Source organism: Rhizobium sp. FG96 (genome assembly GCF_057808655.1).
The window spans coordinates 71,065-91,229 of sequence record NZ_JBMDIL010000020.1 but is presented as its reverse complement, the minus strand read 5'-3'; the positions used below and the strand labels follow the sequence as shown (position 1 = coordinate 91,229).

Sequence of the window (20,165 nt, the reverse complement as noted above, 5' to 3'; positions counted from 1 at the left end):
TTATTCTTTGCGTTCCGGGGGAGTGGGTTTGCCGCTTTGACCGCCTCGACTGCCATCCAATTTGGCGTTGGCGAGGCCAAGAAGCGATCCGGCATAGGCGCCCGGCGAGCCGATCGCTTTTTCTTTCGCGGCGGATCCGGCCGCCTTGGTACCGGATCCGATTGCGGCCCCAATACCGCGCAGCGCGGCCCCCGTCGCAGATGATCCCGCCGCTCTGGCGGATTGAGCCGCCGCGGCGCCCGCTCCGGCTGCTCCGGCGGCAAGCATGGCAGCGCCGGCGGCAAACGATGCGGCCTGACCACCGTGTCGGATGGTTTCCATCCCACCGGTGACAGAAGCGCCCTGCACGACCCCCTGAATGATATTTGGGACATACATCGCTATGATGAAGACAACGACCGAGATGCCAGCGATCGCCAAGGTCGTGATGAATTGATCGGTTTCTGCTGTCGGCGCTTGAGCGAGACCCAGGAGGACCTCCGAGCCAATCTTCGCGATCATGACCAAAGCCATGAGCTTCATGCCGACGCCAAACGCGTACACGAGATACCGGACAGCGAAATCCTTGGTGTAGGACGATCCGCCGAGGCCCAACATGATCATGCCAGCAAGCAGCCCGACATACATTTCGACCATCACGGAAACGAAGATCGCCGCCACGAGCGAGAAGCAGATCACGACAATGCCCATTGCAAGGACGGCAGCGATAGCAAGCGCATTATCCTCGAACACGCCGAACTTTGCCTGTTCGGACATCTGTGAAGCAACCCGAATCCCCGCGTCAAAAACTTCTGCTGGAGACGCCGATCCGCCGCCGGCGCCGATCTGGAACAGGCTGTCGACCACGGCGCGCGACACTGTCGGCCCCTGATCTAGCACGAAGGCGAAGAAGCCGATGAACATGATCCGCCGCACCAGTTCTGCAAACCAGCTATCGAGAGACGCTGCCTGGATCGCGAGCCATACGGCTGCGATGCCGACCTCGATCGCCGCGAGGATCCAGAACAAGGATCTCGCGGCATCCATGATGGTGTTCTCCCATCCCTTCGCGGCTGCAGAGACCTGGTTCTCGAGCTCGGTCAGGACTTGACCCTGTTGGGCAAACGCAGGCCCTGCGAATGCGATGCAAAGAATTCCAACTGTAAAAAGTGTGCCATTAAACCTGAGTTCTACCATCGTGGACGCATCTCCTGACCATCCTTGATGGGCGGCAGCTCCTTCGACGTTCCAAAGAATTTCCCGCGAGTTGCCTTCTGCTCCTCCGTCATCGCCGGCTTCGTGCGTTCGATCGTGACGAAGAATACGGTTGTTGCGGCACTAACCGCCGAAACCCCCAAGGCAATGATTACGACAACACGGCGGCTCACCAGCGCGGCTCCATCTTCTGTCCCGCCGGCACGGTCCGGACGTCGGCATTGAAGAACTTTTGGCGGCGAGCCTGCGCAAGATCCTTGTCCGTCTGCTCGGTCTGCAGCCAGGTCCCCATCATCGTCATCTGCTGCGAAACGAGGCCGCGGAGCTTTTGCATCTGGGCCACTTGCTGCGCGGCAATCTGATGGCCAACCTGCAACGCCTTCATCTGCCCGTCTGCCGATTCCGACATTCCTCGCAGCGAACTCATCGTGTCTTCCTCGCTGTCGAACTGGTCGGCTGTCAGACTGGCGGCTTTGAGGGTGCCGGAAATCGTATCCCGGTTCGTATCCGACCAGCTTTGATAGCTAGACGAAAAACTCTCGGCATTCGGCAGGTTCGTCTTGAGGTCGGCGTAGCTCTTGAACCTCTGTTTCAAGACATCGTCGGCATTCGCCATCGAGAAGGAAATGCCTTGGCCTTGCTCAACAATGCTCCTCAGGCGGTTGAGATCTCCCTCGACCCGTCCCCAGATGTGGTCGGGAAGCTGCGCGGTATTCTGCAGCATGTTTTCATAGATTTTCAGCTGGTTCTGGATTTGCTCCGCCAGCTGTCCGATCTGAGTAATCTGATTGTCGACCTGAATTCCAGAGCTTTTCAGGAGGTCTATGAGCTGTGCATTATTGGCAAGCTGCGTCCATTCGGTCGCCGCACCCGTGGCGGACCCAGCTTGCGCGGCAGGAATCGTGGCAAACACGACAACACCAGTCATCAGCCCAGCCAACAGTCTATTCGAAATCGGATTGCGATAAGGCATCATGCACTCCTCTCATTTCAATCCACTTGATTGGCCAGGTCCGGCCATGCTCAGCCTTCAGTGCACGGATGCGCTTCAGGTCTTCCTTCCCGGACGCGCCGACAAAACTCAGCGCGACTGGACCAAGCGACATTTCGAACAGCCTCCGGCCGTCTGGTGTCGCCACGTAGTATTCGCGCTTCGGGATTGCGGCCGACACGATCTCGATCTGGCGTTCGTTGAAGCCGATCCGCTCATAGAATTCCCGTGTGCCCGGTTCACGCGCGGCACCGTTCGGCAGGCAGATTTTTGTTGGGCAGGATTCTTTCAGCACATCGATAATGCCGGATCGCTCCGCATCCGAGATCGATTGTGTTGCCAGGACGACTGCGCAATTCGCTTTACGTAGAACCTTCAGCCATTCCCGGATCTTGGCTCTGAAAACCGGATGGCCCAGCATCAGCCAGGCCTCATCAAGGAGGATCAGGCTCGGTGAGCCGTCTAATCGCTTTTCAATGCGGCGGAATAGATAGGTGAGGACCGGCACAAGGCTTCGTTCGCCAAGGTTCATCAGATGCTCGATCTCGAAGCACTGAAAGGCCCGTAATGTGAGCCCGTCTTCCTCGGCATCCAGCAACTGGCCCATCGGCCCATCAACGGTATAGTGATGCAACGCATCCTTGATCTCGCGCATCTGAACGCCGCTTACGAAATCCGAAAGCGATCGCCCGGACGCAGTCGCCATCAAACTCACCTGCCGAGAGATCGCATTGCGATGGTCTGGCGTGATCGTCACCCCCTGCAGAGCAGCAAGCATTTCGATCCACTCGCTCGCCCAAGCGCGATCGCCGTCCGTTGAAAGATCAAAGAGAGGGCAGAACGAGAGAGCCCTCCCCTCCTGTTCATGATCCCCGCCTATCTCATAATGATCCCCGCCAGCCGCCAGGGTGAGCGGAAGAAGAGAATTGCCCTTATCGAACGCAAAGATCTGGGCGAATTGGTAGCGTCTGAACTGCGCGGCGATCAGGGCCAGGAGCGTTGATTTGCCGGAGCCGGTTGGCCCGAATATCAGCGTGTGACCGACGTCATCGACATGGAGGTTCAACCGGAAAGGTGTGGAGCCGCTCGCGACCTGCATGAGCGGTGGGGAGTTGGCAGGATAAAACGGGCACGGTGCGACAGGACTGCCCGACCAGACCGAGTTGAGTGGGATCAAATCAGCAAGATTGTTCGTATTGATCAACGGTTCGCGGACATTGGCGTACCAGTTGCCAGGAAGACTGCCGAGGAAAGCATCAGTCGCGTTGAGCGTTTCGATGCGCGCGCCAAAACCTTCCGCCTGTATCAGGCGACGGATCGCCTCTGCCTTTTCCTGTAACGCCTCTCTGTCCTCGTCGAAGAGGATGACGACTGGGGTATAAAAACCATAGGCGACAAGCTGTGACGATGCCTGCGCAATTGCGTCCTCGGTTTCCGCCACCATGGTCATGGCGTCCTGGTCGACGGAGCGGCTCTGTGTCTGGAACAGCTGGTCGAAGAAGGGCCGCACCTTTTGCTGCCACTTCTTGCGGGTCCGCTCGAGCTTTTGCCGGGCCTCTTCGGCGTCCATGAAAATGAACCGCGACGACCATCGATATGTCAGCGGCATCAGGTCAAGGCTGTTCAGGATACCTGGCCAACTCTCGGCCGGCAGGCCATCGATTGCGACAACACCTAGAAACCTACTCTCGACTTTTGGCGTCAGACCGTGCTCGAATTCGGCTGTGACCAGCCAGTCCAGATACATTGGCACGTCTGGAAGGCGAACCGGATGGTTTTCACCGGTGATGCAGAAGCGAACGAATTGGAAAAGTTCGTCATAGCACGCCTTACGCTCCCCTCCCCGCTCAGAAACTACGCGCGTTTCCATTCGTCGAATCGAAAGTGCATTCGCCAGATATTGCTCGATCTCGCGGATCGCGTTCTTGAAGACGAAGAGCACGGTGTCCGCATATGATTTCTTGCGGCTTTCTTCGTCGGAATAGATGTACTTGCTGAGTGCAGTCTTCCTAGATTCAAGAGGTCGGTATGTCAGGACAAGCGCATGCTTGCTTTCAAAGTGTCCTTGTTCCCGACCGAAGTGTAACCGACGTTCGGCATCGATTGCCCGTGTTACAGGATCTGGAAAGTGGCAATGTTCTTCCGTTGGGTAGTCGATGGTTGGTACCCGGATTGCCTCAACCTGGATCATCCAGCCGCTGCCAAGACGTGACAGGATGGCATTGATCTGCCGCGAGAGCTCGTTGCGCTCGACATCGGTCGCGCTCTCGGAATCCGGGCCGGCAAAGTACCAGCCAGCCATCAGACTGCCGTCCTTCAGAAGAAGAATGCCGTTGTCGACAAGGCCCGCATAGGGGACGAGATCGGCAAAGGATGGACCGGTTGCGCGGAAACGTTTGAGAGCTACCATGACGGCACCTTCAGTATTTCCGCCACGGTGACGTGGTCGGCTTGTAGTAGGGCTGATAAGAAATATGCCGGGCATAAACCTGCCGCATCAGCGGGTCGGACTTCGCCATCATCCGGAGCGCGCCGACGATGACGATCCAGACAGCCACGCCGAACAACGCTGAATAGACCGTCAGGACAACGAATATCAGGATGACAGCCGCAAGGCCGGTGATGAGGACCAGCTCCCGGTCGGCGCCCATCAGGAGGTTCGGACGCGACAGCGCGCGATGAATTCGATTTCGTTGTAGTCTCGAGGCAGCTTCAGCCATTTCTCCCCTCCCCTGCATCGATAGCTGGGAAGGTGGAGATGACGTTCTCTGAAATGCCGATCGAGGCGCCGGTTGCACCGAAGAGACCCACGATCGTTGTGGCGCCGAGCAGAATACCGGCGACCAGGACGACGTATATGAGCCGTCGCGCGAAATCATTGAGTTCACCGCCAAAGATCAACATGCCGCCAGCGATGGCAACGGCTGCGAGCGCGATGTATCCAGCGACTGGACCTGTTATCGATTGCTGGATCTGCTCCAGTGGTCCTTCCCAGGGAAGGCTGCCACCGCCCGAACTCGCCATTGCCGGCGCTACAAAAGCAAAATGTGCTGCGCAGAGGGCGAGAGAGAAAATCGTGGTCTTACGCAACATGACGGGCCTCCTGTTCTTCCGTAAGATGCTCGGACTGGACTTCGTATTCGCCATTGGCAAAGCGCTCGACGGTTATGATGTCCCGGACTCTCCGGCCGCGGGGCGTGCGCTCGATCGAAACGATGAGGTCAACGGCCTCACCGATGACTTCATGCATTGGCTGTTGGCTTGCCTCTGCCGTCAGTTGTTCGAGCCGGCGGAGTGCCGACATGGCGGTATTGGAATGGATGGTTGCCACCCCGCCCGGATGTCCTGTGTTCCATGCTTTAAGAAGCGTGAGGGCGGCGCCATCGCGCACCTCGCCGACGACGATGCGGTCAGGTCGAAGGCGCATCGTGCTCTTGAGCAAGCGGGCCATATCAACGGTGTCGCTTGTGTGCAGAAGAACGGCGTTCTCGGCGTCGCACCGGATCTCCGCCGTATCTTCGAGGACCACAAGGCGATCCTCTGGCGCACTTCTTACGATTTCGTCGATCACTGCGTTGGCGAGCGTCGTTTTCCCGGAGCCCGTCCCGCCTGAAATGATGATGTTCAACCGAGAAGCGATTGCGCTTCTGATCGTTCCAGCCTGCAGGTCTGTCATGACGCCGCTGCGAACATAGTCATCGAGCGGAATGAGACGTGAGGCACGCCGGCGTATAGTGAACGCCGGTCTCGCAACGATGGGAGGCAGCAGACCTTCGAACCGGTGCCCCCCGATTGGCAGCTCACCGGAGATGATAGGTTGATTGGTGTCGACCTCGGACTGAAGAGCGTGCGCAACAGTCCCGATGACCATCTCCGCCGCAGCGGATGACATTTCCCCGGCCGGCGCTACGCCGTGACCGAGCCGCTCGATGAACAGCTTGCCGTCGGGATTGAGCATGATCTCAACGACATTGCTGTCGTCGAGCGCGACGCATAGCTGATCGCCCAGCGCCTCCTGGAGTTTGCGTACAAGTCTTGGATGGGAAAGAAGCTGGGTCACGTGGCTCTCCTCAAGCGGCCTTGCGGAAGGAAGTGGCGATGAGCGACCGATAGTGCGGCGGCTGTAACCGCTGGAACGAGGCTCGATCTGCAGGGAGAACGCCGGCAATCGCCGTGGTGACACCGATCTTTTGAGGTGCTCCCAGTCGTTGCAAAGGCCATCCGACGCGGGAGAGGATCCGCTCAAACCGCAGATCCGTCACGGTGACGATGTCGCTAAAGCCGTTGACGATTGACCACTCGATGATGCCAGCAAACATCGCTCGCGTGACGTCGTTGATGGAGCTATGCGTGCTCGATTCTTGCGATTGCGTATCGACGCAGAAGCGCGAGCTTTCGATCATTGCGGCGTGCGGGAACAGCCTGCCATCTGGAAGAAGTGATGGGAAAATCTCTTGGATCATTGTTGGCCCTGTGGCGGGCAGAAGTCGTGCGCAGCCATGGACACGATCGTCATCCCCGACAGCGAGAATGTATGTTGGACGTAGATCATCGAAACGATCCACTTCCATCCCGTCGTGAACGTCGACTTCCCATCCCAACCGGTCGGCGAAGACTTTTGCTCGGAGCCCGTGCTGGGCCGCGAGCAGTCTCGCTTCCTCTTCGGTTCGAGGTGTCGAAATCGCTAATAGCTGCATGGATATCTCCGTCGCTGTTCAGTCGATTGAGATATGTGCACGGATCGGAATCGAGCGGCAGTTGTAGGATTCTACAAATGAGAATCGCGCTGAGTCGCGGTAGACATGGCTACTGCATCGGGTTGGTTGTGAAATTGACTGCTTTGCGGCTTCGGAAAATTGCAGGATTCACAGTAAAACATATGAGGAACAGAAAGCTGCAAGGGCGACGCTAAGATCCTGTATAAAATACGTAATCTGTTCGGGGTGCTGTTGATGGCAATACGTCGAGTAGGTTCGCGTTAACCATTAAGTCCTTGCCAAGAAATTGGTTGCGGGTATCGTCACGGCAAATAGGCCGTTTCGGCTTAAAATCCGTGATAAGAGAGATCATCGTGAGTGTGGCTAAAAACGTGAATAGGCACAGCCTCCCAAGTGCTGATGAAACCATCGGGGCGCAGGCTGAACTCCTGAGCTCTCAGCTTAAGTCTATGAGCGAAGCACTGTTTCCGCCGACTTCACAAAAGGTCCTCCGTAAGTTTACGTCGGGTGAAGCTGCTCGTCTGATCGGCATATCTGATTCCACGTTGCGCAAGATGACGCTGGCTGGTGAAGGACCGCAGCCGGAAACTACGAGCAACGGTAGGCGTCTATACAATCTCAGTGAGATCAATCAGATTCGTCGACTACTCGCCCAATCGACACGCGGTAGAGAGACGATAGAGTTTGTCCCTCACCGTCGCCCAGGTGAGCATCTGCAAGTTCTTGCAGTCACCAATTTCAAAGGCGGGTCCGGCAAAACGACAACGACAGCTCATTTGGCACAATTTCTGGCTCTCCAGGGCTATCGCGTTCTAGCCGTCGATCTCGATCCACAAGCCAGTCTTTCGGCACTGCTAGGTGTGCTTCCGGAATTGGATGTCGCGTCAAACCAGACTCTTTATGCTGCCATTCGCTACGACGAAGAGCGTCGCCCACTTTCGCAGGTGATCCGTCCAACTTACTTCGACGGTCTGGATCTCGTCCCGGGTAATTTGGAACTAATGGAGTTCGAGCATACAACGCCCAGAGCGCTCAGTGCGGGAGCTTCAGGCGAAACGCTGTTCTTTGCACGCGTGGCGGCGGCGCTCGACGAGGTTGCGGACAATTACGACGTCGTCGTGATTGATTGCCCTCCGCAGCTCGGCTTCCTAACGCTCAGTGGATTGTGCGCCGCGACCGCGATGATCATTACCATTCATCCGCAGATGCTCGATATATCATCGATGAGTCAGTTCCTCTTGATGACTCGCGATCTGCTCGGCGTAGTGCGGGATGCTGGTGGCGAACTTAAGTATGATTTCATCCGCTACCTACTGACCAGATATGAGCCCCAAGACGCTCCTCAAACGAAGGTCGCGGCTCTGCTGCGGAATCTGTTTGACGACCATGTGTTGACGAACCCGATGCTGAAGTCTGCGGCGGTATCGGACGCTGGCCTTACCAAGCAGACCCTCTATGAAATTGGTCGTGAGAACATGACGCGCTCGACCTATGATCGGGCGATGGAGTCTTTGGAAGCGGTCAACTCGGAAGTTGAGACATTAATTAAGCAGGCCTGGGGAAGAGCATGATCACCCGATCCGGCTGTCTACATGGTGATTTCGCGGGTTGTTGGGAGCTCCCAACCATCACGACTGGCACATCTTCCCAGAGTGTTGATCTGAGCGTGTTGGGAGCTCCCAACAGCGGGCCAATTGATCGGCGCTCTTATCTTGGAGCAAGCTCATGAGCCGCAAGGATTCCATAGACAATCTCTTCATGAAAAAACCGATCGTCACCGCAGCTTCACCGGCCAGGTCTCCTGATCGGGTGCGCACTGGTGCAATATCGGCTATGGGGTCCTCACTCCAGGAGATGGCGGAAAATGCGAAGCAGGTAACTAGACTGCAGCAACAATTGGCCGAAGGCGAACCGGTCGTTTCCCTCGACCCATCTGCGATCGACAGCTCAAAGATCACTGATCGTATACAGATCGAGATCGACCCTGATTTTGAGGCGTTGGTAGCAAGCATTGCTGAACATGGGCAGCAGGTGCCGATCCTCGTTCGTCCAAATCCTGAAACGGCTGGGCGGTTTCAGATTGCCTACGGGCGACGTCGTCTGAGAGCGGCTGAACAGCTTGGGCGACCTGTCCGCGCAATTGTCAAAAGCCTTTCTGACAGCCAACTCTATATCGCCCAAGGCCGGGAAAATCTGGATCGGAAGGATCTATCCTTTATCGAGAAAGCCTTCTTTGCACGAAATCTGGAAGACGGTGGGTGCGACCGCGCCACTATCATTTCTGCTCTCGTAACGGATAAAGCCGATGTGAGCAGATACATCGCAGTGGCTCGACGATTGCCGGACAGTGTGGTGAACCTGATTGGCCCTGCGCCAAAGGCAGGACGCGCCAGATGGATGGCGCTGGCCGAACATCTTGCAAATCCGTCAGTGGTCGAAACCGCCCATCAGCTTCTAAGAGGTTACGTAGAACAGCGGTTAGACAGCGACGCGCGTCTCAGCGGTCTGCTGGGTGAATTGTCGGGGCGCCTCAAGGCGAGCACGAAGAGATCTAAGTCGACGGACGTTTGGAGAACTCCAACGGGTAAACGGGCAGTAAGGATCGAATCGAAGGAGGGCAAAACCTTCATTGTGTTCGAAGAGAAAGCTGTTCCAGCGTTCGCCCAGTTTGTCTCGGCGAGACTCGATGAGCTTTATGAACAATTTCAGAACCAGAATGACGAGGGAGATTGATGATGAGCTAAGCCGCTGGATTGTTTCAAGAGTGAAGCAAATCGGCAAAGAAAAAGCCCTCCGAAACGAATTCCGAAGAGCCTTCTCCACTTTGGTCGGTTGAGAGAATCGCACTTCTCAGAATCTCCGTCAAGAGTCTTTGACGTCGTTCCGGCGAGTGTTTTCTGTTGCCTTTCGAAAGGTAGGAAAATGCATCCCGAAAATGTAACGACGCCCTTTGGGCGGCGGCCCGTTGTGCTTGCTCTTGTAAAGAGGCAGCTCCAGACGTCCGAGACGAAACCAAACCGCCCGGTCGAAAAATGGAAGGTGTTTCGCGACGCCTGTGAAGCCCGTGAACGCCTCGGCCTCCAGGACAGGGCGCTGACTGTGTTGGACGCATTGCTGACGTTTTATCCGGAAAGCGAGCTCAACTGCGATAGCGGATTGGTGGTCTTCCCTTCGAACGCCCAGCTTTCTGTCAGAGCGCACGGCATCACTGGAACGACCTTGCGGCGCCATTTGGCTGCCTTGGTCGAAGCCGGACTCATCCAGCGCAAGGATAGTCCGAACGGCAAGCGCTACGCTCACCGGGACAGGGGTGGCGATATCGAGCAGGCCTTTGGTTTCGATCTTTCTCCACTTTTGGCTCGTGCTCCGGAACTTGCCAGCCTAGCACAGGAAGTCGCAGCCGAACGTCTGCAGTTCAGACGAGTCAAAGAGGCACTGACGATCTGCCGGCGTGATGTCCGGAAGTTGATTTCCGCCGCTATAGATGAGGGGGTTGACGGCGACTGGGAAGCCATCGAAGACATGTATGTAGGCATTGTCGGCCGACTCCCCCGCAATCCAGACCGTCACCAGGTGGAAGCAATCCTCGACGAGATGCAGCGTCTGCGTACGGAGATCATCAACATTCTGGAAAATCAACTGAATTCTCAAAATATGGATGGCAATGCTATCCAAAACGGATGCCACATACAGAATTCAAAATCCGAATCCATCAATGAACTTGAACCTAGCTCTAGAAGAGAGCAGGGCGGAGCCGCCGAGCCAGGAGCTGAACGGGCAGCGGTAGTCCAGTCATTGGCAAAGCCTGAACAGATGAAGGCGTTCCCGCTGTCGATGGTCCTGAAAGCCTGCCCGCAGATTTCCGACTACGGACCTGGGGGCGCGATCTCCCATTGGCGCGATCTGATGGGAGCCGCAGTGGTGGTTCGATCCATGCTTGGCGTCAGTCCATCGGCTTACCAGGAGGCATGTGAGGTTATGGGGCCGGAGAACGCGGCGGTTGCTATGGCTGCAATCCTTGAGAGGGCAGGGCACATCAACTCGGCAGGTGGATATCTTCGTGATCTCACGCGGCGAGCGAGGGCAGGGGAGTTCGGGTTGGGACCGATGCTGATGTCACTGATGCGCGCCAATGCTGGCATAAACCGACGAATGGCTTGAACGATTGGCTGGCCTATTGAACTTGAAGCTTAATCGAGAAGTCGGGAGGCTTTGCCGCTTCGGCGTTGAGCGTGATTGTAATATTCCGACGCCTGCTGGACCGAGCGATGGCGAGACTGCTCCATGGCTTCGGGAAGGGGAATGCCGCGGTTGGCGGCTTCGGTGAGATAGCCGGAGCGCAGGCCGTGGGCAGAGAAGTCAGCCGGGTCGAGCCCCGCCATGGCGGCGCGTTGCTTGACGATATCGCTGATGGCCTTGGGATCGAGTGCGCGGCTTGAGACATTGCCCCAGCGATCGATAGCCCGAAACACGCTGCCCTTGTCTATTCTGCCCGCCTGGAGCCAGGCATTCAGTGCATCGACGGGACGACCGGTGAGGTAGACTACCTCGTCGTTGTCGGCACCACTGGTTTTGGTGCGACCGAGATGGATGGAAAGAGAGGGCAGGGGAGATGACCCCTCAACAGGGATCGGCACTTCTATGACCAATTGCTCCTTGCGCAGCCCTGCCATTTCGCTGCGACGCCGCCCGCCCGAGGCGAAAGCGACCATCAGGATTGCCTTGTCCCTCACATCGCGCAGGCTGTCGGTGCGGCAGGTCCCGATGAGCTTGGATAGAACATCACCTGTCACGGCCTTGGCACTCTTGCGTCGCTTGGGGCGTGGCGTTGCCCGCACCGCCAATCGGATGGCGGACTTCAGGGCAGGGGAGGCAAAGGCACCAACATGCCCACGCCATTTCGTCAGCGTGGACCAGGTGGCGAGCCGCCGGCTAACGGTATCGGGTGCATGCGGTCCGACCGTCCGCAGAAATCCCTGGATCCGGAGCTTTTCCTCGACATCCGACGGCATCCCGTGTTCCGGATCCGTCAGACGCTTCTCTGCGTCCCACAGGTGGTGCGCGACGAATTTGAGAAGCAGTGCTTCTGGTGCTGGCCAGGGAAGTGATCGACCTGTGGCGGCCAGCGACCAGGCCTGCAGGTAGCCAAGATCCGAAGTCAGTGCGCGCAGCGTGTTGGCACCCATGCCCTCATTGACCAGATGACGCAGGGTGTCGATATCCTGATCGGTCAGCAGTTCCGCCAGTTCGTCGCGGCGTTCCATGGGAAGAACGGAAGCGATCGTGTCGAGTTCTTCGATGCGGCGTGACACAGGCGCGTTGCTTGACGCGGATATTGTCGGCTTTCGCATTATCGCAATCCACGGAGTCGATCAGAATGATTGTCAAAGTTCCGGAAACCCCGTATATTCCGGAATAAAGGAGATCTGCCATGACGTCGATTGTGACAGCAGCTGCGGTTTCGAAGAATTTTGGCGCCTACCAGGATGCGGCCGTGCGAGAGCCGGTGATCATCACTAAGAACGGCCGTCCGCGTACTGTGCTGATGGCCTACGAAGATTATCTCCGGTTGGCCAAGCGAGATCGGCGGGTCGATCTGACAGCTGCGATCAGTGACGACGAGCTTGCCGCGATCGAGGCTTCGAAGATGGAGCCGGGCCTGGATCATCTCAATGACGAACTGCTGATGGACAAGAATGCTGCCGACTGAACCGAAGGTCGGCTGGGTTTTCCGTTATTCCTATCTCTGGCATTGGCAGCATCTGGAGGGACGAGAGGAGGGGGACAAGGACCGACCCGCTCTGGTCCTGGCCATTGTTGCGACGCTCGAGGATGGGACGCCTGCAGTTCGTGTCCTGCCGATCACACATTCCCCGCCGTCCGAGCCCAGCGAAGCAATCGAAATTCCGCCGGCTACCAAGCGCCGCCTCGGTCTCGATGACGAACGGTCGTGGATTGTACTGACTGAAAGCAACCGCTTCGTCTGGCCGGGGCCTGACGTTCGCCCTGTTGACAGCGAGAGCGGATATCACGGGCCATTGCCACCGGCCTTGTTTGAAGAGGTAAAGCGTCGTTTTGTCGAGCTCGCGAGAAGCCAACGTCACAAGGCCACCGTTCGCAGTGATTGAGTAGCTATTCATCCTGTCGCTCGCCTTCAAGCTCCGCCGTCCAGCAGTCGTTCCCAGCGTGATTTGCCACGACTTTAGTCCTTCAGAACCGTCAGATCAATCACATCCGATAAGAGTTACTTATCGATGGTTAGACGCCCAACACACGATCATACCATGTGAGGAACTACAATATTGCAGTAGAGTTCCTTTAAGAAATCATTTACCAAACTTTCAATGGCTTACGATCTCACGAAAATCAGCATGACGCCCCTGATGCGGCCGGCTTTCGAAGCAGGTGTCGTTCTGACACGTCTGGACGAGCGTACCGCTCGCTCGCCGGTCGGCCAGGGCTGGATCGAACGCATCCACTTCGTTGACGCCTGTGCCTCGCTGTGGATAGATAGCGAACTCGTCCATCTCGAAGACCTCATCCTCCACGACGCCACAAAAGATGTTCGCACACCCACCCATGAGCTGACAATCGCCCGCGACGTGCTGCGAACCCGTCGGCGCATCGCCGCCCAATTGCCGGGCTGGGCGCTGTCGGCCGAGGGTATCCGCTCGCTGCGGAAGACCTCGGAGATCGGGGCGAGCGGCGCGGACGAGGCTACGACGACCGGGGTTGCTCGGCCGGCGATCGCGATAGAAGCGGAAGGGGAGGGGGATGACGCCGACGAGGCCCAAGATCTCCCCGGCGTCGACTATGTTGCTATCGATGCGCTGCTTGCGCGCTCTGACGCTGCGATCGAACGAGCCAAAAAGCCCGGCCGGGCTCCGGCCGATCCGCTGGTCTATGATCTCGACTGGGACGAGGATGCCCGGCTCGATGAATGGCGTGGCGTGTTGCGTCAGGCCGAAAACTTGCCGGCGGTGCTGCAGGCCATCGTCGCCCTCGACGCCTGGAACGAGCTTGCCGTCCTGCAGCACGCGCCCTGGCTCGGCCGGTTGTTCGCCGCCTCGATCTTGCGACAGGCCGGCATCACCACCGGCGCCCATCTCGCTGCCATCAATCTCGGCCTCAAAACCATTCCCGTCGATCGGCGCCGAAGTCGTGATCGGGAGACGCGGCTGCTGGCGATCGCCCACGGCCTGATTGCGGTCGCCGAAACCGGTATGAAAGAGCATGACCGGCTGACGCTGGCGAAGACGATGATGGACCGAAAACTGGAGGGGCGGCGAACGTCGTCAAAGCTGCCGGAGCTGGTCGAGCTGGTCATGGCAAAGCCGCTGGTGTCGGCCGGGATGGTGGCCAAAACGCTCGATGTGACGCCGCAGGCGGCGCGGCGGATTGTTTCGGAGCTGGGCTTGCGCGAGATGACCGGGAGGGGGCGGTTTCGGGCGTGGGGGATTATCTAGTCGGATAAATTCTTTTGCCGCCGTCTGTGACGCTGTTTTCCCGTGACCCTGGCTTCGTAGGCTCACGTATTCTTCTGCGCACCTCTCTGATGAGCGCTAACACGAAGTCCGGATGGGAAACAGGTCCTCGCCGTAATGGTGAAGCCTCGTGTGATGGCGACGGCATAGCCACCGGACTTTCAAAGGCTCATCATATTGATCGTGATGGGCATCGACGGCTGCGTTGCCGCAGACCTCACACGTGTTCTTCCTCAGTTCGGCGACCTTTAAGGCACGCTGCACGATGAGGTGAGCCTCATACTTTGTCGGATTGGCTCGTCGCCAGTTTGCCTGACGGGTATCGGTTTTGAGCATCTATGTAGTTCTTCCCGATCAGTTCAGGGTGTAGCGCTTCCAGGGTATCGCCTGCATAGGCACCCGCGACAGAAAATTAACGAGATCACGTCGACCACGATATGTCGGGACACCCCGGCTGTTTTGCGCCATGAGAACAATCGGCACGCCGGGGAATGCTGGCTGGAAGCTATAAGCAACCTCATCGGCTTGAGGGCCGCTGTTGAGAACGTGCGGCTTAACAATGACGATGGCGAATGTGACGCCCTGCTCGCGAACTAATGCGCCTTCAAACTGCATTTCTTCTCTCCTTTGATGAAGAGGCCGCCTCACTCCAGGCGGCCTCAGGTTTTAACCACGTGGCGGGAACGGGTCGCGACCGTAGGAATCCTTGTCCCGGATTTGACCGTTGGGACGGTGGATGACCACTTCGCTCTGCTGGTTGATCGCAATCTTGCGAGCAGCAGCAGCCGCGTCGGCCTGCGTTCCATGAGTAGAGGTCACTCGCTGATTTCCAGCGCCCCGCACGGCCCATTCGCCGTTGTGGGGAACCACATGCTGATTTTTCTTTGTCATTGCATCAGATTCCTTTTTCTTGAGTGCCAATCCACATTACATTAATGAAAATTTAATTGTCAATATGGCTATTGTGGTTTACGGGTTGGGGTAGAAATTTTACGCATGGAGTGATCATGACCATAGAGATGAAAAATGTGCTGGAGTTAGCCGATGCGGCGCTATCCGCTGACTACACGCGCGTACGCAGAGCCGCGAATGCGCTCGCGCGAGACCTCGACAAGAATGGTGAGACTTCCATTGCCAAGGAACTCAAGGCGCTGGTTCGGAAGAGGGGGGTACCTTTGAAGGCGTCTGGTTACATGGAATCCCTGCCTGTTGACTCTAAATCCCGCTTGCCGCTTGTCGAAGAGCAGACTTGGCCCGATACACCTGTTTTCCTGAATGAAAGCGGTTGGCGCGTGTTCAGCGATTTCATCGCGGATGCCCGTCGCATTGATGACTTGAGTGCCAAAGGATTGGCGTCGCGACTAGGGCTTCTGCTCTCCGGCCCACCGGGAACAGGTAAGTCTCTTCTTGCCGGGCACATCGCTGCACAGTTGTCACGACCGCTCTACGTCGTCCGGCTCGACTCCGTGATATCCTCGCTGCTCGGCGATACGGCAAAAAATATTCGCTCCGTTTTTGATTTCGTACCGGCGCGGAACGCTGTTCTATTTCTTGATGAAATGGATGCTGTTGCAAAACTGCGGGACGATCGACACGAGCTGGGCGAGCTCAAGCGTGTGGTCAATACCGTCATTCAAGCGCTTGATGGGCTGGACCCGAGTTCGATCGTGGTTGCTGCAACCAATCATGCCCACCTTCTCGACCCTGCGATCTGGAGAAGATTCCCCTACAAAATAGATCTTGGGCTTCCGGAGGAAAGCGTCCGTGCCGATCTGTGGCGGCATTTTCTCTTTGAGGATAAAGATGAAGATGGTCGCGCCGAACTGTTTGCTACAGTGTCAGCAGGACTATCGGGGGCCGATATCGAAACGATGAGCTTGTCAGCACGGCGTCATGCGGTTCATGATTCGCGTGACATCGATTTTGGAGCCGTCATTGCGGCTCTGTTAGAGCCCCGCTCAGGGCGGACCGCCCCTGTCCAACGGCAGCCATTGGACGCCGAGCAAAAGCGGCAGGTGGCGATGGCATTGAAGGAGAAACACGGTATTGCGGGCGCGGATACCGCCCGCATCCTTGGTGTGTCACGGCAAGCCATTTATGCATATTTGAAGCAACAGGATGGGGAGGCATAGCATGGCGGAAGTTCAAGACCAGCCCCTTCTCTATCCTGTTTTGAGCCTTCAAATGGACCCTGCGCTCCGGAGTCCTACAGGGCGCGGCAAGGGCATTGAAAGTATCGTCACGGAGCGCCTCGGCCGACAGCAGGAAGTTCTTGCGAGCGAAACACGCGATATCTATGAGCACCGCGCGGAGTTGCCGACATATTCGGGGCTAACTCACCTCGTAGTTCGGATGTTTACCGAAGATTCGCTCGCTCCGACACACACACCAGACGACCTCTTCTCCCAGCGTCAGGGCTGCAGGCTGGTTGCACCCCTTCCAAGCGGTTATTTGATCGAGGCCGACATCAAGCAGTTGCCTCGCCTTCTCGACGCGATCCAACGTCCGGTCGGCTATGCGGTGCAAGCAGACATATCGCGAGTTTCGTCCCTAGAGCGATTTGATGCGAAAAGTCGATTGCGCGGCCGGTCAGTCAATGAGCTCTGGAATTCCGCGCCGGAGGACGACGATGGACGTTTGTTCGTGGTCTGGCTTGCTCCTTTTCGTGATCGTGATGCCAAGGTAGAGATCCTGGAGCGTATTCAGGGCTTTGCCAATGAGAGGTTGGTATTGCCGACTTTCACGAGTGTACGGTTGACGCTAGGCACATCCGAGGAAGCGGAAGAACCGCGCGCTTTAACGACGCCGCGACAATCCAGCATAGCAAGGGCCATGCGGGATTACCGAAACACCGGCGTCGGCCGAGCCACGGTTCGTATTCCGAACAAAGAAGGATTGCGGCAGCTAATCGCCTCCGGTGCTTCCTATCGAATCGATCCTGTGCGGCCCATCAGAGTGGCGGCCCCTGGCGAAGGAGCTGAGCCTCCTGCGCCGGTAGTCGATCAAAACGCACCCGTCGTCGTTGTCGTGGACGGGGGACTGCATGCGAAAAGTTACAGCGCAGCTGAAGCCTTCAAGGCAACGCCTTTCGTGACGAATGCCCAAGCTGATAAGCTTCATGGCAACTGTGTCAGCTCGCTCGTTGTCCATGGCCACGCCTGGAATAATAATCGATTGTTGCCGCAGCTGAACTGCCGCATTGGATCGGTTCAGGCGGTCCCCCATAAGAACGCAAACCGTCGTTTTGATGAGCGTGAGTTGGTTGACTACCTGACGGAGGTTGCACGTCTTTATCCAGAGGCACGCGTCTGGAATATTTCCGCCAATCAAGATGGCATCGGCTTAGACCCCTCAGAAGTGAGCGTTCTTGGGCATGAAATCAGCCTCTTGGCGAGATCGGCGGGCTTCCTCCCGGTGATCTCTGTTGGAAATGTCAGCCCGGGCAACAATTCCCGGCCCAATCCGCCAGCTGATTGCGAAGCGGCGATTGTCGTGGGTGGCCGTCAGGCGCTCCCGGATGGAACGCCTGGAGACCGTTGCCCTGCCTGCCTGCCCGGTCCTGGCCCCGATGGGATGATGAAACCGGACTTATCGTGGTTTTCAAATCTCAGGATGCTGGGTGGAGTTGTCGATACGGGAAGCAGTTACGCAACGCCGTTGGTATCGTCTTTGGCAGCCCACACTTTCGATAGCTTACGTGAACCAACGCCGGATCTGGTTAAGGCTCTCCTCATCAATTCAGCGGAACGCAGCGAGCACGATCCCAACCTCGGTTGGGGAACGCCGTATCAAGGCCACCTTCCTTGGACCTGCGCGCCCGGCAGCGTCACGCTTGCGTGGCGGGCACAACTCGAGCCGGGAACCGCATACTACTGGAACGATATTCCCATCCCTCCCGAGCTGGTGCGAGATGGAAAGTTGTTCGGGCGCGCCAGCCTGACCGCCGTGCTGCGACCCCTCGTTTCGCCGTTCGGCGGCGCGAATTATTTCGCCTCTCGGTTGGAGACATCTTTGATGTACCCTACTGGGCCAAAGAAATGGCCCTCCCTTCTTGGTTCAATGAAGGAGTCGACACTGCCGGAGAACGACGCTCGTGAAGAGCTGCGAAAATGGCAACCGATCAGAAGGCATTGCCGGGATTTTACCAAAAGCAGTGGGCTCGGCTTTTCCGGGTCGCATATGCGGCTATATGCGCGCGTTTACATGCGCGACCTCTACCAATTTGGGTGGACGCATCACAGTCAGGCTGGGCCGCAAGAAGTGGCTTTCGTACTCACGCTTTCGAGCGCTGATGGAGAGAAGTCGATCTATGACTCGACAGCTCGTGCGCTTGGAAACTTCGTTGAAAGCGCGGTCTTGAACCAAGACATCGAGGTCTCGAATGAGATTTAGTAGGTCGACGTCTTCCGAATCTGCAATTACCCCTGCAATCGAGGCAGTTTCGTGAGGAGTGGCCGGCTTTCCTTCGGTTTTTCCGAAAGGGAATTTGCCGAAGCGCTGGCTCTCAAGGTCGCTACCGTGGGCGTGAGGCCGGTAGATGCCGTCGAACAACTGCTGACACAAATTCTCGTCGAAAATCTTCAGCAGAAAGCAGCTTTTGCGCTCCGCAAGATTCCCTCGGTAAAGCTTCACGCGATGTATTTCAAGGAGCGCTGTGCATCCTTGGCGCGGCTTGCGGACATCGGATACGAAACCTGGTATGTCGAGCTGGCCTTTTCCACAACCAAAGAGACCATGGTTGACGCCGTTGAGATTGACACGCAGGGTTTGCAACTCAGTCCCATAAATTATGGCCCTGCGGGGCTGATGTCACATCGACTTTGGTCGAAGCAGCTAAAAACGCAAACAAACCACATCCTGCGTCTGAACCACGTGACGATTCCGCCCAGCATGTTTCTTGAAACCAAGAAAATGATGGAGGCGATTCCCCTTGAGCAGCCGCTGGTCGCGAACCCTCGACCTGGGCCGCGTACGCAAGGCTATGAGTTCGGGATCGAGGGCTTTGAGTTTGTTGCATTTGACCATTTGATTACCGGGGAGCGTTGTTTCTGTTCATGCGCACGCCCGGCCCATGGCAAAATGATATCAGAGGCTATGCGTATTGCGTCTCATTCAGGCGCATGGACCCATCAGGTTGTTCGATTGTTGTCGGATGCGACCTACATCGACGAAATATGCCACCTGTGTATCGCCCGTCGCTCGGGACCGGAGGCTGCTGCTAAACTCTACGGTGATGATATTGGGGAGTTTATCGCGCCGTATATCGATCAGCTGATGTTGATGCCTGGAATGGACAAGCCCACTGCGCGTTCCGAAGTCCAGCACACTCTTGGTCTTAGCCGATGGGTGAGGGAGGCGGAAATGTACAGTCTGCTGAAAAAGCTATTTCCCGACCAAGTTATCCTAAGGGAGGCGTCGCCCCCGTGGCTGGGGCGCCAACGATTAGACGTGTATCTGCCCGCCATCGGCCTTGCTCTGGAACACCATGGTGAGCAGCACTACAGAGCCATTGCTGCATTCGGAGGAGAAATGGCGCTGAAACGGAACATGGAACGCGATGCATTGAAGAGAAGTCTCTGCGAGCAAAATTCGGTCCAACTTGTCGAGATTCGATTTGATGAGCCAATGACTTTGCCAATGCTTCGCCAGAAACTCCGGCGTTTCACTGTGGCCTAAATCTGTGAGCGACGGCCGCCTTCACGCATCTGGCGCGGCACCCGCTCGTCGTCGGATACGCTAAGTCTCCGGCCTGGCGCCAGCTCTGCGCTTGGACGTACC

Annotated in this window: 21 protein-coding genes; 9 read left to right on the top strand and 12 right to left on the bottom strand. The window is 57.1% G+C overall.

Going from position 1 to position 20,165, the window contains the following annotated elements:
• From trbL to traI, 8 genes are read right to left on the bottom strand one after another with little or no spacing between them, the layout of a single operon-like run.
• Positions 1 to 1,176, bottom strand: a complete 1,176-nt coding sequence (gene trbL / locus ACODR6_RS29895) for a P-type conjugative transfer protein TrbL (RefSeq protein ID WP_489026069.1) — start codon at positions 1,174 to 1,176, stop codon at positions 1 to 3.
• Complete coding sequence (trbK, locus tag ACODR6_RS29890; protein ID WP_489026067.1) at positions 1,170 to 1,367, bottom strand: entry exclusion protein TrbK; 198 nt, start codon at positions 1,365 to 1,367, stop codon at positions 1,170 to 1,172. Before trbK ends, trbL begins: the two co-directional genes overlap by 7 nt.
• Positions 1,364 to 2,167: a P-type conjugative transfer protein TrbJ gene (gene trbJ, locus ACODR6_RS29885; RefSeq protein ID WP_489026065.1), complete on the bottom strand. Its 804-nt coding sequence runs from the start codon at positions 2,165 to 2,167 to the stop codon at positions 1,364 to 1,366. Before trbJ ends, trbK begins: the two co-directional genes overlap by 4 nt.
• On the bottom strand, positions 2,139 to 4,595 hold the full coding sequence (locus ACODR6_RS29880; protein WP_489026063.1) for a conjugal transfer protein TrbE: 2,457 nt from the start codon (positions 4,593 to 4,595) through the stop codon (positions 2,139 to 2,141). The genes trbJ and ACODR6_RS29880 overlap by 29 nt, the downstream gene beginning before the upstream one ends.
• A gap of 10 nt (positions 4,596 to 4,605) precedes the next feature.
• A complete protein-coding gene (locus tag ACODR6_RS29875; protein ID WP_489026061.1) occupies positions 4,606 to 4,905 on the bottom strand; it encodes a conjugal transfer protein TrbD in 300 nt (99 codons plus the stop codon).
• A complete protein-coding gene (locus ACODR6_RS29870) occupies positions 4,898 to 5,278 on the bottom strand; it encodes a TrbC/VirB2 family protein (protein WP_489026059.1) in 381 nt (126 codons plus the stop codon). Before ACODR6_RS29870 ends, ACODR6_RS29875 begins: the two co-directional genes overlap by 8 nt.
• Positions 5,268 to 6,245, bottom strand: coding sequence for a P-type conjugative transfer ATPase TrbB (gene trbB, locus ACODR6_RS29865; protein WP_489026057.1), 978 nt, complete (start codon positions 6,243 to 6,245; stop codon positions 5,268 to 5,270). Before trbB ends, ACODR6_RS29870 begins: the two co-directional genes overlap by 11 nt.
• Before the next feature lie 10 nt (positions 6,246 to 6,255).
• Positions 6,256 to 6,882 carry an acyl-homoserine-lactone synthase gene (gene traI / locus ACODR6_RS29860; protein ID WP_489026055.1) on the bottom strand — a complete coding sequence of 209 codons (627 nt, stop codon included), beginning with the start codon at positions 6,880 to 6,882 and terminating at the stop codon, positions 6,256 to 6,258.
• Between the two features lie 374 nt (positions 6,883 to 7,256).
• Here traI and repA point away from each other — a divergent pair, with 374 nt between their 5' ends.
• The 3 genes from repA (at position 7,257) to repC (ending at position 11,064) form a co-directional block, all read left to right on the top strand.
• Positions 7,257 to 8,474: a plasmid partitioning protein RepA gene (repA, locus tag ACODR6_RS29855; RefSeq protein WP_489026053.1), complete on the top strand. Its 1,218-nt coding sequence runs from the start codon at positions 7,257 to 7,259 to the stop codon at positions 8,472 to 8,474.
• Positions 8,475 to 8,628: 154 nt separating this feature from the next.
• Positions 8,629 to 9,636: a plasmid partitioning protein RepB gene (repB, locus tag ACODR6_RS29850; RefSeq protein ID WP_489026051.1), complete on the top strand. Its 1,008-nt coding sequence runs from the start codon at positions 8,629 to 8,631 to the stop codon at positions 9,634 to 9,636.
• Between the two features lie 189 nt (positions 9,637 to 9,825).
• On the top strand, positions 9,826 to 11,064 hold the full coding sequence (gene repC, locus ACODR6_RS29845; RefSeq protein ID WP_489026049.1) for a plasmid replication protein RepC: 1,239 nt from the start codon (positions 9,826 to 9,828) through the stop codon (positions 11,062 to 11,064).
• Between the two features lie 29 nt (positions 11,065 to 11,093).
• Here repC and ACODR6_RS29840 read toward each other — a convergent pair whose 3' ends face one another.
• Positions 11,094 to 12,254: a site-specific integrase gene (locus ACODR6_RS29840; protein WP_489026047.1), complete on the bottom strand. Its 1,161-nt coding sequence runs from the start codon at positions 12,252 to 12,254 to the stop codon at positions 11,094 to 11,096.
• An 80-nt stretch (positions 12,255 to 12,334) separates the two neighbouring features.
• On the opposite strand from ACODR6_RS29840, the gene ACODR6_RS29835 reads away from it, so the two are divergent.
• The 3 genes from ACODR6_RS29835 to ACODR6_RS29825 all read left to right on the top strand — a co-directional run bounded on the left by ACODR6_RS29835 (position 12,335) and on the right by ACODR6_RS29825 (position 14,369).
• Positions 12,335 to 12,613, top strand: a complete 279-nt coding sequence (locus ACODR6_RS29835) for a type II toxin-antitoxin system Phd/YefM family antitoxin (protein ID WP_489026045.1) — start codon at positions 12,335 to 12,337, stop codon at positions 12,611 to 12,613.
• Positions 12,600 to 13,031 carry a plasmid maintenance toxin (PemK-like) gene (locus tag ACODR6_RS29830; protein WP_489026043.1) on the top strand — a complete coding sequence of 144 codons (432 nt, stop codon included), beginning with the start codon at positions 12,600 to 12,602 and terminating at the stop codon, positions 13,029 to 13,031. The genes ACODR6_RS29835 and ACODR6_RS29830 overlap by 14 nt, the downstream gene beginning before the upstream one ends.
• Before the next feature lie 216 nt (positions 13,032 to 13,247).
• On the top strand, positions 13,248 to 14,369 hold the full coding sequence (locus ACODR6_RS29825; RefSeq protein WP_109854018.1) for an RHE_PE00001 family protein: 1,122 nt from the start codon (positions 13,248 to 13,250) through the stop codon (positions 14,367 to 14,369).
• Between the two features lie 96 nt (positions 14,370 to 14,465).
• Here ACODR6_RS29825 and ACODR6_RS29820 read toward each other — a convergent pair whose 3' ends face one another.
• Genes ACODR6_RS29820 through ACODR6_RS29810 form a run of 3 tightly spaced genes read right to left on the bottom strand, consistent with a single transcriptional unit; the run spans position 14,466 to position 15,278 of the window.
• Complete coding sequence (locus ACODR6_RS29820) at positions 14,466 to 14,723, bottom strand: hypothetical protein (protein WP_109854017.1); 258 nt, start codon at positions 14,721 to 14,723, stop codon at positions 14,466 to 14,468.
• 18 nt (positions 14,724 to 14,741) lie between these two features.
• Entirely contained in the window at positions 14,742 to 15,002 is a 261-nt protein-coding gene (locus ACODR6_RS29815; RefSeq protein WP_181366535.1) for a hypothetical protein, read from the bottom strand.
• Positions 15,003 to 15,053: 51 nt separating this feature from the next.
• Positions 15,054 to 15,278: a DUF2188 domain-containing protein gene (locus ACODR6_RS29810; protein WP_020918827.1), complete on the bottom strand. Its 225-nt coding sequence runs from the start codon at positions 15,276 to 15,278 to the stop codon at positions 15,054 to 15,056.
• 116 nt (positions 15,279 to 15,394) lie between these two features.
• Here ACODR6_RS29810 and ACODR6_RS29805 point away from each other — a divergent pair, with 116 nt between their 5' ends.
• Genes ACODR6_RS29805 through ACODR6_RS29795 form a run of 3 tightly spaced genes read left to right on the top strand, consistent with a single transcriptional unit; the run spans position 15,395 to position 20,063 of the window.
• Positions 15,395 to 16,519: an ATP-binding protein gene (locus ACODR6_RS29805; protein ID WP_109854015.1), complete on the top strand. Its 1,125-nt coding sequence runs from the start codon at positions 15,395 to 15,397 to the stop codon at positions 16,517 to 16,519.
• A gap of 1 nt (position 16,520) precedes the next feature.
• On the top strand, positions 16,521 to 18,779 hold the full coding sequence (locus tag ACODR6_RS29800) for a S8 family peptidase (protein ID WP_109854014.1): 2,259 nt from the start codon (positions 16,521 to 16,523) through the stop codon (positions 18,777 to 18,779).
• A gap of 51 nt (positions 18,780 to 18,830) precedes the next feature.
• A complete protein-coding gene (locus ACODR6_RS29795) occupies positions 18,831 to 20,063 on the top strand; it encodes a hypothetical protein (protein WP_109854013.1) in 1,233 nt (410 codons plus the stop codon).
• Positions 20,064 to 20,165: the final 102 nt, after the last annotated feature.